The organism is Alkalispirochaeta alkalica DSM 8900 (assembly GCF_000373545.1).
Lineage (GTDB): Bacteria > Spirochaetota > Spirochaetia > DSM-27196 > Alkalispirochaetaceae > Alkalispirochaeta > Alkalispirochaeta alkalica.
The window spans coordinates 19,188-34,640 of sequence record NZ_KB891697.1 but is presented as its reverse complement, the minus strand read 5'-3'; the positions used below and the strand labels follow the sequence as shown (position 1 = coordinate 34,640).

General features: G+C 61.6%; 16 protein-coding genes. All 16 read right to left on the bottom strand.

What is annotated here, in order from left to right; all coding sequences use genetic code 11:
• Positions 1–31 precede the first annotated feature (31 nt).
• Complete coding sequence (locus tag B071_RS20455; RefSeq protein WP_438829570.1) at positions 32–673, bottom strand: flagellar hook-length control protein FliK; 642 nt, start codon at positions 671–673, stop codon at positions 32–34.
• 1,296 nt (positions 674–1,969) lie between these two features.
• On the bottom strand, positions 1,970–2,575 hold the full coding sequence (locus B071_RS20240) for a periplasmic-type flagellar collar protein FlbB (protein WP_018525952.1): 606 nt from the start codon (positions 2,573–2,575) through the stop codon (positions 1,970–1,972).
• Between the two features lie 4 nt (positions 2,576–2,579).
• Positions 2,580–3,029: a flagellar FliJ family protein gene (locus B071_RS20585; RefSeq protein WP_018525951.1), complete on the bottom strand. Its 450-nt coding sequence runs from the start codon at positions 3,027–3,029 to the stop codon at positions 2,580–2,582.
• Positions 3,022–4,353, bottom strand: a complete 1,332-nt coding sequence (locus tag B071_RS0104685) for a FliI/YscN family ATPase (RefSeq protein ID WP_018525950.1) — start codon at positions 4,351–4,353, stop codon at positions 3,022–3,024. The genes B071_RS20585 and B071_RS0104685 overlap by 8 nt, the downstream gene beginning before the upstream one ends.
• 16 nt (positions 4,354–4,369) lie before the next feature.
• Positions 4,370–5,329, bottom strand: a complete 960-nt coding sequence (gene fliH / locus B071_RS0104680; RefSeq protein ID WP_018525949.1) for a flagellar assembly protein FliH — start codon at positions 5,327–5,329, stop codon at positions 4,370–4,372.
• A 130-nt stretch (positions 5,330–5,459) separates the two neighbouring features.
• Positions 5,460–6,548, bottom strand: coding sequence for a flagellar motor switch protein FliG (gene fliG / locus B071_RS0104675; protein WP_018525948.1), 1,089 nt, complete (start codon positions 6,546–6,548; stop codon positions 5,460–5,462).
• A gap of 6 nt (positions 6,549–6,554) precedes the next feature.
• Complete coding sequence (gene fliF / locus B071_RS0104670; protein ID WP_498365796.1) at positions 6,555–8,252, bottom strand: flagellar basal-body MS-ring/collar protein FliF; 1,698 nt, start codon at positions 8,250–8,252, stop codon at positions 6,555–6,557.
• Positions 8,253–8,408: 156 nt separating this feature from the next.
• Positions 8,409–8,714, bottom strand: coding sequence for a flagellar hook-basal body complex protein FliE (gene fliE / locus B071_RS18250; protein ID WP_438829569.1), 306 nt, complete (start codon positions 8,712–8,714; stop codon positions 8,409–8,411).
• Between the two features lie 41 nt (positions 8,715–8,755).
• Positions 8,756–9,214 carry a flagellar basal body rod protein FlgC gene (gene flgC / locus B071_RS0104660; RefSeq protein ID WP_018525945.1) on the bottom strand — a complete coding sequence of 153 codons (459 nt, stop codon included), beginning with the start codon at positions 9,212–9,214 and terminating at the stop codon, positions 8,756–8,758.
• Positions 9,215–9,233: 19 nt separating this feature from the next.
• Positions 9,234–9,653: a flagellar basal body rod protein FlgB gene (gene flgB / locus B071_RS0104655; protein WP_018525944.1), complete on the bottom strand. Its 420-nt coding sequence runs from the start codon at positions 9,651–9,653 to the stop codon at positions 9,234–9,236.
• Positions 9,654–9,757: 104 nt separating this feature from the next.
• The gene (gene hslU, locus B071_RS0104650; RefSeq protein ID WP_018525943.1) at positions 9,758–11,140 is read right to left on the bottom strand and encodes an ATP-dependent protease ATPase subunit HslU; all 1,383 of its coding nucleotides are present in this window, start codon (positions 11,138–11,140) and stop codon (positions 9,758–9,760) included.
• Positions 11,137–11,691, bottom strand: a complete 555-nt coding sequence (gene hslV, locus B071_RS0104645) for an ATP-dependent protease subunit HslV (RefSeq protein WP_051075259.1) — start codon at positions 11,689–11,691, stop codon at positions 11,137–11,139. Before hslV ends, hslU begins: the two co-directional genes overlap by 4 nt.
• Before the next feature lie 23 nt (positions 11,692–11,714).
• A complete protein-coding gene (locus B071_RS15965) occupies positions 11,715–12,665 on the bottom strand; it encodes a tyrosine recombinase (RefSeq protein WP_018525941.1) in 951 nt (316 codons plus the stop codon).
• Positions 12,662–13,702: a DNA-processing protein DprA gene (gene dprA, locus B071_RS15960; RefSeq protein WP_018525940.1), complete on the bottom strand. Its 1,041-nt coding sequence runs from the start codon at positions 13,700–13,702 to the stop codon at positions 12,662–12,664. Before dprA ends, B071_RS15965 begins: the two co-directional genes overlap by 4 nt.
• Positions 13,699–14,484: a tetratricopeptide repeat protein gene (locus B071_RS20165; protein ID WP_018525939.1), complete on the bottom strand. Its 786-nt coding sequence runs from the start codon at positions 14,482–14,484 to the stop codon at positions 13,699–13,701. The genes dprA and B071_RS20165 overlap by 4 nt, the downstream gene beginning before the upstream one ends.
• 28 nt (positions 14,485–14,512) lie before the next feature.
• Positions 14,513–15,433, bottom strand: a complete 921-nt coding sequence (locus B071_RS0104625) for a site-specific tyrosine recombinase (RefSeq protein WP_018525938.1) — start codon at positions 15,431–15,433, stop codon at positions 14,513–14,515.
• Positions 15,434–15,453 lie beyond the last annotated feature (20 nt).

Sequence of the window (15,453 nt, the reverse complement as noted above, 5' to 3'; positions counted from 1 at the left end):
CCTTCCTGGATCAGGGGCCCGGCGAGCGGCCTCAGGCAACCAGGTTTATCCGGCGAAGGCCGTAATCGTAGCTGCCAGCGTCCTGAACACTCTTGCCCAGAGCCTCCGCCACCTCCCTGCGGGAGGAACCGGTTTCCCGGTTTTCCTTGCCCCGGGCAGTCTGATCACCCTGCTGCCGGGCATCGCCGCTGCTGACCTCCAGGGATCCCATCTCCAGCCCCGCCTCGGCAAAGGCCCGTTCCAGGGCTGCCAGATTCTGCTCCACCACCTGGCGCACGCTTTGATTATCGACAAGAATCCGCCCGGCTATATGACCCTGTTCCATCTGTAACTGGATTCGTACTCTCCCGAGCTCGGGGGGGCGAATCACCAGGCGAATCTCTGCNNNNTNNGTAGAACCGGTTTCCCGGTCTTCCTTGCCCCGGGCAGTCTGATCACCCTGCTGCCGGGCATCGCCACTGCTGACCTCCAGGGATCCCATCTCCAGCCCCGCCTCGGCGAAGGCCCGTTCCAGGGCTGCCAGATTTTGCTCCACCACCTGACGCACGCTTTGATTATCGACAAGAATTCGCCCGGCTATATGCCCCTGTTCCATCTGTAACTGGATTCGTACTCTCCCGAGCTCGGGGGGGCGAATCACCAGGCGAATCTCTGCCCGGTCGGCATCTTTCATCATTACTTCGGCCTGCCGGACGATCGAATCGCCCAGGGAACCGTTCAGGCGCCTGGCGAGGGTCGCCGTGGCCTCCTGAATCGAGGGAGCTCCCCGATCCTGGGTGGATACGGCGGTATCGAGGCGAACGGAAAAATCCCGCCCCTCCGGGGATGGGGAGGAGTCTTCTCCCGCTGATTCCTCCGAGAGATTCACCACCATCTCACGAACCAGGGCATCCCGGTCCTGGTGTCCTCCCTGCTGATCCCGTGACTCGCCGCTGCGTCGACTTCGCGCCCGCTCGTTGCCGGTGGCGAGTTGCTCTCCGGAAGGCAGTTGTACCCGTCCGTCCCTGGGCCCGGAAGAGTTACGGCTACGCTCCGTCACCGCACCGGAAAGGGGCTCTACCGCTCCCCGGGCCGAAGACTCACCCCGGGCCAGCCTGTTCTCTCCGGCCATTCCTTCCTGGGCCGCCCCGGCCCGAAGAGCCTTGTCTCCGGGGTGATCCCGACCGACACGATCACCGGCATCGGCATCGGCATCCTCGCCGGGATGGATCTTTTCGCCTGCAGATGTTCCTTCCCCATCGGAGGTATCAGCTCCACCCCGGGCAAGACCGTTCCGGGAAACTCCATCCCGAGGGGCAGCTCCTCTACCTTCACGGCCCGAGCCCTCGCCACGACGGGATACGGCCCGATCGGTCTCCCCGGCCTGGGTCTTTGCTGCCCCCCTCGATTCGGACTGGTCGGGATCAACGGGGTNTTGCAGACCGGCCAGGGCCGACAGGAGATCCTCCCGGGAGGGATCGCGCTCGCCCTCTCGGGCATCCCCCTCTTCCCGGCTCTTTCCGAAGGAGCGGAGCCCCTCCTCGGGGAGCCCTTCCAGGGAAACGACCCCGCTCTCCCTTCCAGGGGCGGGGCGCCCCGATTCTTCCGGCCCCTTCGCGTCCCGAGAGGAGACCTGGCTTCTCTCTTTTCCGGAAGGGCCGGAGTCACCGGTTCTGCTTTGTCGGGACAGGCTCCCGCTTTCACGAGCTGTTTTGTATTCTTCTTGATCTTCTGCCGGGGGCTCGTTCCGTTCAGTGGCAACGGGGCTCTCGATATCGGCTCTGGAAGAATCGGTGCTCCCGGCCGCTTCAGACCGGGCATCGGAATGACTGGCATCGGGACGACGGGAAATGGTTTGCAAGTACTCTGCAAAAGAGGTTTCCTGCTCCTGGTGCCCCCGCAGATAATCCCCGGGAGATCCTCCTGAAGCGATACCACCTGGCGTTGCCATCGGTGCAATGATGTGCACGTCCTGGGCACCTCCTCCGTATTATTCGTCAGGCCGAAGCGTCATCTTCCGCTGTATATCGGCAGCCCGCTCGGGGGGCAAACTCGAGAGCCACACCGAGACCAGCGACATCTGGCCGGCCTGGGCTGCAAGCTCTTCCGTTACCCGGAAGGTCTCGATCATTAANTGATCGTCGTAGCCCTTCAGGATCTCCACCGCCTCGGCGGGCCGCATACTCGTGAGATACCGCGAGTTCTGCTCAAGCACTGCTCTTCTATTTTCGTACGCCCGGAGCCGTTCATTGAGCGAAACTTCGCGTTCTTCCATTTCTTTTTCTGCAGCAGCCAGTTCNTGCTCCCGTTTTTCCAGATCCTGCTCATACGAGGCGAGCCGGTCCCGNTGGAGCGACAGCTCTTCGGCCTGCAGNCGGAGGGCCTCCTGAAAAGCCTCGAGGCGCAACCGGTCCATGAGCATAATGTCATCGGGCTCGTCGAAGACCTGGCGCGTCTCCCGNCCCACCAGACGCAGCANGGGAGCAAAGGAGTCACGGGTGTCGATCAACCCGAGATAATCGAACCAGAGCAGCCCTCCCACGGTAAGCCCCAGTACAAGAAGCATAAGGAGCAGGATCTGTGGAAGCGCTCCCATTCTGCTATAGCGTGCTGCCATGACCCATCCTCCGGCTCATNACGATCTCGTCGAGCCTGTTCTGTTCTTCCCGAAGCTGNTCCCGNCGATAGACATCGGCACGGCGCTCCCGCAACCGGTCCAGGACGTCGGCAGCGCGGCGGGCCTCCTGATAGCGCAGGGCAGCCTCCTGGCGCGCTGCCTCGGCGCGTTCCAGCTCTTTCAGGAGGATCNCTTCCTCCCGGCGCAGGCGCAGGGCGTAGGNGGCCTGCGCCATGCGGTAGCCCGTATCCTCAAGACGGGCTCCGGGTTCAGCCAGGGTAAGGGTTCGCCGACACAGGTCGCGGCGCTTCCCGATTTCTCCCGTGATCCGGGAACACTCCGCCGTGGCCGCTCCGAGCTCCAGCCGCCGCTGGTCCTCCTGGTGACGGCGAATATCGAGAATCGCCTGAAGCCGAAAGGCAAACTTACGCATCGCCCCTCTCCATCTCTGCGATCTCCCGAAGGGCTGCACAGGTCTCCTCTATCGAACTCCGTTCGTCCGTCCCCTGCTGCAACAGCTTCAGNATCACCGGCCGTTTCCGGATCGCCTCGTCGATGGCGGGATTGCTCCCGGCAACGTAGACCCCGGCATTAATCAGGTCCTCCGATTCCTTGTAGTCTGCCAGCAGCCGCCGCAGGGCACCTGCGGCATTGCGGTGATCGGGGGTGGTGATCTTGTTTACCAGTCGGCTCACGCTGGCCAGAACATCGATCGCCGGATAGTGGTAGCGCTGGGCCAGTTCGCGACTCAATACGAGGTGACCATCGAGGATACCCCGGACGGCGTCAGAAACGGGTTCGTCCATNTCATCGCCCTCAACCAGAATCGTGTAGAACCCGGTGATCGTCCCCTTTTCACTGGTTCCACACCGTTCCAGGAGCTGGGGCAGGACGGCATCCACCGACGCCGGGTACCCCCGCGAGGCAGGGCCCTCGCCCCGGGCCAGGCCGATCTCGCGCTGGGCCCGGGCGAAGCGTGTAACCGAGTCGAACATGAGCATCACATCCCGTCCCTGGTCCCGGAAAAACTCGGCCACCGCCGTGGCCACGTAGGCGGCCCTGAGACGGGCCAGGGCGGGGGTATCCGAGGTAGAGACCACCACAACGCTCCGGGCAAGCCCTTCCTCGCCCAGATCGTTCTCGATGAACTCCCGGACCTCTCTGCCCCGCTCGCCGATCAGGGCTATCACGTTCACATCGGCCGAGGTGTTCCGGGCGATCATCCCGATCAGGGTGGATTTCCCCACACCGCTTCCGCTGAAGATACCCAGGCGCTGTCCCTTGCCCGTGGGGATGAGACCGTCGATCGCCCGAATGCCCGTCTCGATCTGCTCCTGAATGGGACGCCGGCTCAGCACGTCCGGGGGACGCCGGATCGCCGGATAACGGCGGACACCGGCTATATCACCCAGACCGTCCAGGGGATTCCCCAGACCGTCCAGGACTCTCCCCAGAAGCTGATCTCCCACGGATACGCTCAGGGTCTCGCCCAGGCCGACCACGGGGTTCCCCACCTCGATCCCCTCGATTTCCGCGTAGGGGGCCAGCTGGATGATCCCCTCCCGGGCTCCCACCACCTCGGACAGGACAGTCTGGCCTGTGCCCGAGATGTGTATCTGACAGAGCTCACCCACCCGGGCNTGGGGTCCAAGGCTTTCGATCCGGAGNCCTTCCACGGCCTGGACACGACCGATCTGCCGGATCGTTTCGGTCTGGTCAACGAGAGCCTGATACTTTTCCAGAAACTCTATCGACATGACCGCTCAGCTCCTCTCACCCCGATCCTCCCGGGCGTTTGGGACGATTTTTGATCGGGACCATCTCGAGGATGCGGTCCTCGATCTCCCGAAGTTGCGAACTGATGCGCGCGTCGATCTCGCCGAAATCGGTTTCGATGATGCACCCTCCCGGATCAACCGAGGTATCCTCGGCGATGGTGACGTGTTTCACCCGTTCAGCCATGCGAAGGATCTCTTCGCGGTGACTGGTAACCAGCGGCAGATCGGCCAGGTTGACCCGGACCAGGATATCGCTTTTTTGCTGAAGTTTTTGAAGGGACTGGGAAATATTGTTGATCACCACGTTCTTCTGGTGTTCACTGATCACCTTGATCACCTTCTTGGCGATGCTCAACACCAGGGCAACCACCTGGGACTCGCTCTCCTGGATGATCTCGTTCCGGCGCTCGATAGCCTTGGAGAGAACCAGATGGAAACGGTCGATCACGCGCTGGAGTTCCCCGAGGCCTTCCTGGATTCCCGCTTCCCGACCCTCCTGGTGGCCCCTGCGGGCCGCTTCGGCCTCGATGGTCTGGCTCCTGGACTCGGCTTCGGCGATGATTCGCTCGGCCTCGGCCTGGGCCGCAGCACGGGTAGCATCGGCCTCCTCGCTGGCCCGTCGGCGTTCCTCTGCGGCCTGCTCGGTCTTGTCCCGGATCTGCCGGAAGGCCTCCTCCTCCGCCTTGTGAAGAATTTCTTCCGCCTCGGCCCGGGCGCTGCTGATCATCTCCTCCCGTTCCTGCTCCCACTGCTCCTTGAAGGCCTCGGCCTCGCGCCGCAAGTCATCAGCCGAGGGGCCCGTGTAGTCCTCAACGCTCTCAACTTCATCGACCTCATCGAGGGTCTCCACAGGAAGAGGGGTCCTGTGATGGGGGATAACCGGCCTCGGGGGCTGGAGAAATACCTTGTGGGGCTTGTACTGAACCTCACCCGATCTGAAAACGTTCTTTCCCATCTTTCTTTTTCCTCTCCCCGGGGGCCGAATTCAGCGGGCCGTGCCGCGCGTGCTCCAGCACACCTCTCTCCCTCAGGAACCTGCCTTCCCCCCTTCCCCGGAAGGAACGCAGGGGCACCCCTCAGGAAACCTAGACAACCAGCTCGTCTTCCCCGGCCCGGGCAACGACGATTTCGCCCTGCTCTTCGAGCTTTCGAATGATCGAGACGATTTTCTGCTGGCTCTCTTCCACGTCCTTCATCCGGATGGGCCCCATGTACTCCATGTCGTCCTTCAGGAGCGCCGCAGCGCGCTTCGACATGTTACGGAATATCTTGTCCTGTACCTCGGAGTCCACTGCCTTCAGGGCCTTGCCGAGCTCGGCTGTATCGACTTCCCGCATAACTTTCTGGATCGCCCGGTCGTCGAGCATAACGATGTCCTCGAAGACGAACATCCGCTTCTTGATTTCCTCGGCCAGTTCGGGATCTTCCTCTTCCAGACTCTCGATGATGACTTTCTCCGTGGAGCGGTCCACCAGGTTGAGGATCTCCACGATGCTCTCTACACCACCGGCGACGGAATAATCCTCGCTGGAGATCGAGGCGAGCTTCTTTTCGAGAACCCGCTCAACCTCCCGGAGCGTCTCGGGGGAGGTCCGGTCCATGGTGGCGATCCTCTTTGCCACGTCCGACTGGATCTCGTTGGGAAGGCTTCCCAGGATAACACTGGCCTTCTGGGGCTCCAGATAAGCCAGAATCAGGGCTATCGTCTGGGGATGCTCCTGCTGAATGAAGTTCAGCAGATGGGTGGGGTCTGTCCGGCGGATAAAATCAAAGGGCCGCACCTGCAAACTCGTGGTAAGCCGGTTTATGATGTCCACGGCCTTCTGGGAACCCAGGGATTTCTCCAGAAGCTCCCGAGCGTACTCGATACCCCCGGAGTTGATAAAGTCCTGGGCCATCATGAGTTCCTGGAACTCCTGCAGGACTGATTCCTTCTCCTCGTTGCCGAAATTCTCCATTCGGGCGATCTCGAAGGTCAGGGTCTCGATCTCGTCCTCCCGGAGGTGCTTGAAAATCTCGCTGGAGATCTCGCTCCCCAGGGTTACCAGAAAAACTGCAGCTTTCTGCCGCCCCGAGAGATCTTTCTTGCGCTTTCCGCCCCCCGTTGCGGCCCCGCCACCAACAAGGCCTCCCCCGGCTGCTGCGGATCCCTGCGCTGCCTGCTGTTTCGCCATATCCTTCTACTCCTCCGCGAGCCAGGTCCGGACGAGCTGAGCCACGTCCTCGGGATGCTCCCGGGCCATATTGATAGCCATCTCTTCCAGCTCCATCCGTGTCCGTTCTTCCACGGACATCTCCACTTCGGCGCTCTCTTCCTCGGCGCTCCGCAGGGCAGCTTCCCGCATGGCCTGATGCTGCCGTGCGAGTTCCTCCTCCCGGAGGCGGCGCCGCCGCTCGATCTCGCGGGAAACCAGACGAAACACGATAAAGGAGACCAGAATAACCGCGATACTCACCAGAACATAGAGGACGATCATCTGGACCTGACGCTGCCGCCGGAACCGCTCGTCCTCTTCCTGGAACTGGGCGCTCCGGTCAAACTGAAGATGCCGCACGCTCACAGCGTCACGGCGCCGGTCGCTGAAACCCACGGCGTGTTCCACCAGTTCCCGGGCAGCCTGCAGCTCTTCCGATCCAACGGGGGTATATTCCCGCTGGATGCTTCCGTCGGGGTTGGTCTTCACGTTCCCCCGATCGTCGTAGACCCATCGCCAGGTTCCATCGATGGCCACACTGGCGGTGATTCGTTCGATGGAGGGGCTTTTTTCTTCCATGGTCCGGCGCGTATTGATCTCGTAATTTGTCCGGTCCTCTTCGTTGGACCATCGCCCCACCAGGCCCTCCAGATCCCGGTAGGCCGGGGGTGTCTGCCCCTCCATTCCGGGAGGGCCCTGGGGATTAAAGCCGGTTCCCTCGTACTTCTCGTCGACCCGTTCACGCGAACGGGGGATCGAGAGAACGAACTCCGTCTCGTCAAAGGGAGTATTCGGATTATTGGGGACGGTGATGATCGGGAAGAATTCCTCGGTCTCCTCCGTGCGCTTTCCCATGTCCATGTCGACGTTGATATTCACCACCTGCACGCGATGGCGACCGAAGATCTCCGCCAGGGCGTTCACAATCGCCTGACGGTAGAGCGTCTCCTGCTCCCGGATGATCGCCAGCTCGCGCCGGGTCAACTCAAGACGATCAAACTCCTGGAGGCTCTGAAAATCGTTGAGTACCACACCCGAGGGATCGGTAATGGTGATGTGCTCTGCCCGCAACCCCTCGACACCGAACTGAATCAGTTTTTCAATACCCTGAATTTTCTTCCGATTCTCCCTGATATCGCTTCCCGGCCTGGGGGTTATGATCACCGAGGCGGTCACGGGATTCTGTTCCGAGGTAAAGAGCTGGCGCTCGGGCAGGACGATGGAGACGCTGGCCGCATCAACATCGCTCAGGGCGGTNATGTGCCGCTCCATCTGCCGGGTGATACTTCTGCGCAGGTTCACGTTCCGCTCGAAATCGGTCAGGGTCCAGCGCTCCACATCGAAGAGTTCCCAGGGGTCTGTTCCCGAAGGGATCAGATCCTCCCTCGTCAGGATCGCCCGCATGCGCTGCGCCGTCTGTTCGTCGTCGAGCATGATCCGGTTATCGGGAGTAATGGTGTAGGAGACGTTTTCCTGATCCAGGCGGTTCGCAATATCGTTGAGCTGCTGCGGGTCCGTCACGGGTCGCCGCAGGAGTGGAACCTGGGTGGGGGAGGCGCTGAAGACCGCCAGCATCACCAGCGCAACCAGCGTTACCGCCACGATTCCGCCGAACATGAGCTTTTGCGGTGTCTTCCACTGCCCCCAGAGAGTCTGAACCCGTTCTTTCAGACGTGCAAACATTTCTTTCATCTTCCCCTCCCCTTACGGTGCTCCCCGGCGAGGTTGCCGCTGCCGATCAGCAAACCCGCCACACCCTGTTACGTCTTCTCTCCGGACATCCTTCATCCCGGACATCCTTCTCCCCGGACATCCTTTCCGGGCACTCCGAACAGGAGGCTAGCGCAAACTGGTTATGTCCCGGTAGGCCTGGATAACCCGGTCTACCACGTTTTTTGCAATACTCAAGGACGTGTTGGCCTTNGCTGCCGCGATGGTAAGATCGTGGGCATCGACGCTTTCGGGACGCACAATAGCCTGCACCGAAAGCTCCTCGTGAGCCTTCTGGTGGGCATTCACATCTTCCAGACCTCGCAGGAGCGCGTCCCTGAAATCAGCCGGTTCTCCCCGGGACTGAAGTGGCTCGGTGCGCCCCGGCAGATGATTTTGGTGAGTCCGGGCAACCTGCAGGGCCTGGCGGTTCATTCCCGCCGGATTCATGATACTCATGGCCTATCCTTCCGGGGCTAGCGCCCGATCTCCAGCGCCCGCTGAAACATGGTTCGGGCACCGTTCACCACCGCAACGTTGGCCTCGTAGGCCCGTGAGGCGTCGATCAGATCCACCATCTCGCTCACGATCGTCACGTTGGGGTACTCCACGTAGCCTTCACGAGGTCCGCTCTGGATCGCATCGGGATGGGTAGGATCGTAGACGAGACGCAACTCGGCGTCCATGTCCTTTTCCACGCTCGTAACACGAACCCCCTTCCCCACACCTTCGTCCAGAGGACGGGGAACAAAGGGGCTTCGCCAGGAGACCCCCTCGGTTCGGGGCCTCAGCACGACCCGGGAACGCCGGTAGGGTCCGCCCTCGGTGGTACGAGTCGTGTTGGCGTTGGCGATGTTGTCGGCGATTACATCCTGGCGAAGACGCTGGGCCGTCAACCCCGAAGCCGCTGTGTTAATACTGGAAAAAAGTCCCATACATCACTCCTGAAAANCCTTACCGCAGAATCAGATTGATCCGGGCAAAAGAATCTGCCACGGAACGGGTCATCATCTGGTAGGCGAGCTGATTATTCATCAGGTCCATGGACTCTACGTCGATATCCACATTATTGCCGTTATTTTTGGCCGTTGTGGCAAAATCCAGAACACGCCGCGGACGCACATCACGATAGTCCAGGGGCTTGTGGAAGGGGATGTGCCGATCGTGGGTGATCCGCTCCTGAAAACGGGGTTTGCGGGCAGAGCTCTCCAGCGCATAGGCCAGGCGGGATTCAAAGTTCAGGTCACTCCGCTTGAAGTTGGGTGTATTTGCGTTGGCGATATTGTTCGCTATCACGTTCTGGCGCAGTAAACTCGCATCCATGGACCGGTGCAGGATATCAAGTTGCCTGCCCAGGCTCGTCCCTTCGATCATAACCAACTCCTTCTCCACATCTTCAGATTCCTCTTTCCTATCATCGGCCGTTCCCGCCGGGTTGATTACCCCCGCCGGAACTTATTCGCCCCGCCGGCACCCCGTTACAGGATGTAACGGCTCAAATCCTGATCTTCCACCACGTCGGCCAGGCGGTCCTGCACGTACTGCCGGGTCACAGGAATCGTCTGTCCTGCAAGGTCGGGAGCATTGAAGGAGACCTCCTCCAGCAAAAGCTCCATTATCGTCTGGAGCCGACGGGCCCCGATGTTTTCGGTCCGGCTGTTCACATCGGCGGCAATACGGGAGAGATCCCGGATCGCCTCGTCCTCGAACTCCAGATTCACCCCTTCGGTGAGCAGAAGTTCCCGGTATTGCCGGATCAGGGCGTTCTTGGGCTGGGTAAGAATCCGGTAGAACTCTTCCGCCTCCAGCGCCTCCAGCTCTACCCTCAGGGGAAACCGGCCCTGCAACTCGGGGATCAGGTCGCTGGGTTTACTCATGTGGAAGGCTCCAGCGGCAATAAAAAGGATGTGCGAGGTGTCCACCACCCCGTGCTTTGTATTGACCTGGCAGCCCTCGACGATGGGCAGGATGTCCCGCTGGACCCCCTCGCGGCTGATGTCGGTGGAAGAACGGCCCTCGCGGGTGGCGATCTTGTCGATCTCATCGATAAAGATGATTCCCGTGTTCTCGATCCTGTCACGGGCCAGCTCGGCGGCCCGTTCCGTGTCAACAAGCTTATCCATCTCCTCCTGCAGGAGATAATCCCGGGCCTGGTTGATCGTCATGCGACGCTTTCGCTTTTTTCCACCGAAGAGCCCGCCCAGATTTCCCAGATTAAGATCCAGCTCTTCCACGTTACTGCCCGAGAAGATCTCGATCGCCGGCATGGCCTGCTTGCTCAGCGTGACCTCTACCTCTTTTTCGTCGAGTTTTCCCTGGCGCAGCAGGGCACGGAAGCGCTCGCGGGTATGAGTAGAGACGCCACCGGCAGCAAGATCACCCTCGGCATCGCCGGCAGGCACCAGGGCCTCGAGCCCCTCATCGCCACCGCTTCGACCGCCACCAGGCAACAGGAGATCCAGCAGGAGCTCTTCCGTACGCTGCTGGGCTTTTTCGCGAACCTCCTCGCGCAGTTCCTCCTTCACCATGGTGATGGCCACCGACATGAGGTCCCGCACCATGGACTCCACGTCGCGGCCCACGTAGCCCACCTCGGTATACTTGGTAGCTTCCACCTTCACGAAGGGGGCCCCCGTAAGGCGGGCGAGCCGCCGGGCTATCTCGGTTTTCCCCACACCCGTGGGTCCGATCATGATAATGTTTTTGGGGGCCACCTCATTCTGCAGCTCTTCGGGGAGCTTCTGACGTCGCATCCGGTTTCTGAGGGCGATGGCCACGGCCTTTTTTGCCTTGGTCTGGCCGATGATATGCTTGTCCAGCTCTGCAACAATTTCTGCCGGGGTCAGATCTTCCAGTTTCACGAGAGCTCCTCCACCGTAATGTGGCCGTTGGTGTACACACAGATTTCTCCGGCGATCTTCAGCGACCGCTCGGCGATCTCCCTGGCCGGGAGATCCGTATTGTCCAGAAGCGCCCGGGCAGCAGCGAAGGCGTAGTTTCCGCCTGATCCGATCGCCAGCACCCCGTGCTCCGGCTCGAGCACATCGCCGGTACCGGAAATAAGCAAAATCTTGTGCTTGTCCGCCACCAGGAGCATTGCCTCAAGGCGACGCAGGGTCCTGTCTGTTCTCCAGTCCTTGGCGAGTTCCACGGCACTACGCATCAGATCGCCGCTGTACTCCTTGATCCGGGCCTCGAAACGCTCGAAAAGTGTAAAGGCGTCAGCCGTGGCACCGGCAAACCCCACAGCGATGCGGCCCTCGTAGATCGTTCGGACCTTTCGGGCGTTCCCCTTTACAACGGCTTCCCCCATGGAAACCTGACCGTCACCGGCCACTGCAACAGCATCACCTCGCTGGACCGCCACGATCGTGGTGCTTCGAATCCGGGGAGTTCCCCTGGTAGTACTCATCGCTTCATCCTTTATCGTATAATTCATCGCTCTCCCTCTTGCTGTGCGTCCCGGCTCTTCAGGCTGTCCCGTCGCAACCGGGCGTGGGGGTGAGCGTCACGATAGACCTGCCGAAGCCGGTCCATCCCCACCTGGGTGTATACCTGAGTCGTGGACAAACGACAATGCCCCAGAAGCTCCTGCACCACCCTGATATCCGCACCGTGGTTCAGGAGATGGGTGGCAAAGGAATGCCGGAACCCGTGGGGTGTCAGGTACTTCCCCAGTCCCGAATCGGCAATTCGCCTGGTGATGATACCCGCGGCTCCCCGAGGGGTAAGCCTGCCCCCCCGAAGATTTATAAAGAGCGCCTTGGTCTGCACCAGCCCCCGCTGCACCAGAAACTCGTGACGGTGCGGCAGATACTCCCGCAAAACGTCGAAGGCCGCATCCCCCAGAAAGACAAACCGGTCCTTCCCCCCCTTCCCGTGGACCAGGAGCGCCTGCTTCCGGAAGACCAGATCGTCCACGTTGGCACCGCAGATCTCGCTGATCCGCGCACCCGTGGAATAGAGGATCTCCAGAAGCGCCCGCGTACGCAACCCTGCCAGGTCATGGCGGTCGATCTCCAGAAGCTGGGCCATCTCCTTCTCGAACATCGTGGGCGGCAGACGCCGGGGAGTTTTTACACTGCGCACCGCCTCGGCGGGGTTAAAACGGATCTTTTCTTCCTCCTGGAGGAAGGAGAAAAACCCCTTCACCGCCGAGAGTCGCCTGTTCACACTGGTCGCTGCGATCCCCTGGGATCCCATGGCCCGAACCCAATGGCGGACCAGCCGGGAATCCAGGGTGGCCAGGGAATCGCATTCCTGTTCCGCCAGAAAAGCGCAAAATATGCGCAGATCCCTCTGATACGCCTCCAGACTCGCCGGAGCCAGACGACGAACGTTCCGCAGATACTCCAGATAGCGGAGGGCCTCTTCCGGTATTGTCACCGATGCACCTCCCTTGAAGGAATCTCTCCGGGCGAATCGAAGAGTGCAAGCTTTGTCTGTTCTGCAGCGGCCCCCGGAGACAGGAGCTCTCCGGCCGGGGCCGCTTCTTCCCCCAGGACCCCGGGCCCGATCAGATCCAGTATATCCCGGGCACCCTCCACCAGAGAGGCCCCGGCCTGAAGCAATCGGCGGCATCCGGTCCAGCTGGCCCCCGCTGCATGAACCATTACATCCACCCCAAGCTGAAGCCCGAACTCTGCCGAGATGAGCGCCCCCGACGGTTCGGGAGCCTGAAAGACCACCACACCCGCCGAAAGCCCCACAACAATCCTGTTTCGGGCGGGAAACTGATGACGCTGCGGGGGAACGCCCGGGGGATACTCGCTCAGGATCGCCCCACCCTGATCGAGAATATCCGCTCCCAAAGGGCGATTGCTCGCAGGATATACCGCGTCGATACCGCTTCCCAGAACGGCCAGAGCCGTTCCTCCGGCCCCTGTCGTACCCCGATGGGCAGCAGCGTCTATTCCCCGGGCCAGGCCGCTCACACAAACCACCCCGTGCCGGGCCAGGTCATAGCCCGTGGCGAAGGCGGCTTCCTCCCCCTCCTGGTCGGGCTGGCGCGTCCCCACCAGGGCCACCCCCCGGCGTCCCGCTTCCCGAAGCTGCCCCCAGCCGTAGAGAAGCGCCGGGGGATCGTAGATCTCCCGCAAGTGAGAGGGGTAGCGATCGTCGCCAAACCAGAGGACCCACCTCTCATCGAGGGAAAGCCACCGACGATCAAGCTCCGTATCTGCCAGAAGCTGCCGGGGGTTCCAGGCTGTCCTCCGCAGGGGCCGCCCGATAATCCGCTCTACCTGGTAATGATCCAGACCCAGAAGCTGCTCCGGCTGTGGAGCAGTCACCAGCAACCTGATCCGTTCCAGGGGCCGCAGGGGAGAGAACCGCCCCACCATGAGCAGGGCATCCCGCTCGGGAAAGGGTCCTTCCAGAGCTCGCCGAAGCAGATCATCGCGCGTACAGGCCTGATCCCTCACTGCCAGTCTCTCCTTAACTCATCCCGATTCGCCGCTGCCCGCTGGCGCTGCTCCGTAGCAGGAGCGGTCCGGGCGAGGTCGTCGTAGATCCGGCTGGCTTCGTCGACGTTCCCCGTACGGACCAGCACGTGGGCCAGAAGAAAGCGGACAGCCGGGTCCTTCGTCTCGAGCTCCGCCGTGCGCCGGGCGTATTCAAGAGCATCGGCTGGACGATCCAGCTCAAAGGAAAGCAACACCGCCAGCCCGAACAGGGCAGCCCGGTACCGGGGGTTCAGGGCGATCGCATCACGATAGAGAGCCTCGGAAAGCTCCAGAAACTCCCTGCGCTGCCCGTCAATCCGGTGAGCCCGGGCCGTTCGGGCCGAGGCCACGGCTGCCAGATAGTACAAGACGGGGTTGTCCGTCTGAATCGCCAGAGCCCGCTGCAAGGCCTCCAGAGCTGGTCCGTGCATCCCCTGCTGCATAAGCTCGTTGGCCAGGAGTTTCTGGAAAGACGCTTCCCGGGCCAGCGCCTCCGTTACCTCCTCCACCTTTGACCGGTACCGCCCCACTTCCCGGCGCAACTCGGCGATCCGCTCGGTCGGGACCTCCACCCCCTGATACTCGACCCCCTCGGTGGCACGCAAAAAATCGAGCTCCGGTTCCTTCTCCCCGGGGCAACCCGAGAGGAGCAACGTCACCCCTCCCAGCGCAACCGTCGCCACCACGAAGAGAACGATCGACCTGACCCTTCTCCGCAACGGCTGCGCTTCCCCGGGACGGCAGAACCGGAGCTTGATCATTTCGTCCCTCCTGATCGGGCGAAGGTTCTCATGCCAGCGTATCCTCCCCGTCGGGAGTCCCTCCCCGGGGATGATACTGCCGGTGATAGGCCCGCAGATCCTCGGTATCGATGTGGGTGTATATCTGGGTAGTCCCGATATCGGCGTGCCCCAGAAGCTCCTGGACGGCCCGCAGATCTGCCCCGCCCTCGAGGAGGTGCGTGGCAAAACTATGACGCAGGGTATGCACCTTTGCGTCGATCCCCACAGCCCGGGTGAGCTCGTGAAAGCGTTTCCACATCCCCTTGCGGGAGAGCCTTCCTCCCAGGCGGTTTACAAAAACCGCACGCTCCGAGGCAACCTTCACAAGCCGGGGCCGGGCCTCGGAAAGGTACCGTTGAACCCAGCGGGAAGCCTCCTCCCCCAACGGAACCAGCCGCTCCCTGTCGCCCTTCCCGCGAACCAGCACCAGCCCCTCGTCGAGATACAAATTATAGAGCTCCAGATCCACCGCCTCGGAAATCCTCAAACCGCAGGAATATATCAACTCAAAAAGAGCGCGGTCGCGGACCCCCCCGGGAGACCCCAGATCTATCTGCTCAAGCAGACGGTCCACCTCTTCCACCGAAAGCACTCCCGGCAGGCGATGCTCGCCCCGGGGAGAACTGATCGTCGTGGCAGGATTATCGGGCCGTAACCCCTCGAGAACGCAGAACTGAAAAAACGACCGCAACGCCGAGAGCCCCTTTGCCACAGTCCGGTGGTCCAGAGGCGCATCGGCATGTTGTCGATGGAGGAGATAATCGATCACGTCGGCCGTGGTGAGGAGAGACACCTCCAGCCCCCGCTCCGCTGCGTACCCCTGCGCCGCGACACACTCCCGCAGATAGGTCTCAACGGTCTGCTGCGAGAGACGCAACTCGACCTGCAGGTAATCGGTAAATCGGTCCAGGACCGTGGTGGAAACCATCGCCGCCTCCCTGGCTCTTC

What these genes read in the sequence shown, in the direction of transcription:
- fliH (WP_018525949.1), bottom strand. Translation starts at nt 5,329, where the DNA reads ATGGGAAAGAACGTTTTCAGATCGGGTGAGGTTCAGTACAAGCCCCAC.
- fliG (WP_018525948.1), bottom strand. Translation starts at nt 6,548, where the DNA reads ATGGCGAAACAGCAGGCAGCGCAGGGATCCGCAGCAGCCGGGGGAGGC.
- flgC (WP_018525945.1), bottom strand. Translation starts at nt 9,214, where the DNA reads ATGGGACTTTTTTCCAGTATTAACACAGCGGCTTCGGGGTTGACGGCC.
- flgB (WP_018525944.1), bottom strand. Translation starts at nt 9,653, where the DNA reads ATGATCGAAGGGACGAGCCTGGGCAGGCAACTTGATATCCTGCACCGG.
- hslV (WP_051075259.1), bottom strand. Translation starts at nt 11,691, where the DNA reads ATGAGTACTACCAGGGGAACTCCCCGGATTCGAAGCACCACGATCGTG.
- B071_RS20165 (WP_018525939.1), bottom strand. Translation starts at nt 14,484, where the DNA reads ATGATCAAGCTCCGGTTCTGCCGTCCCGGGGAAGCGCAGCCGTTGCGG.
- B071_RS0104625 (WP_018525938.1), bottom strand. Translation starts at nt 15,433, where the DNA reads ATGGTTTCCACCACGGTCCTGGACCGATTTACCGATTACCTGCAGGTC.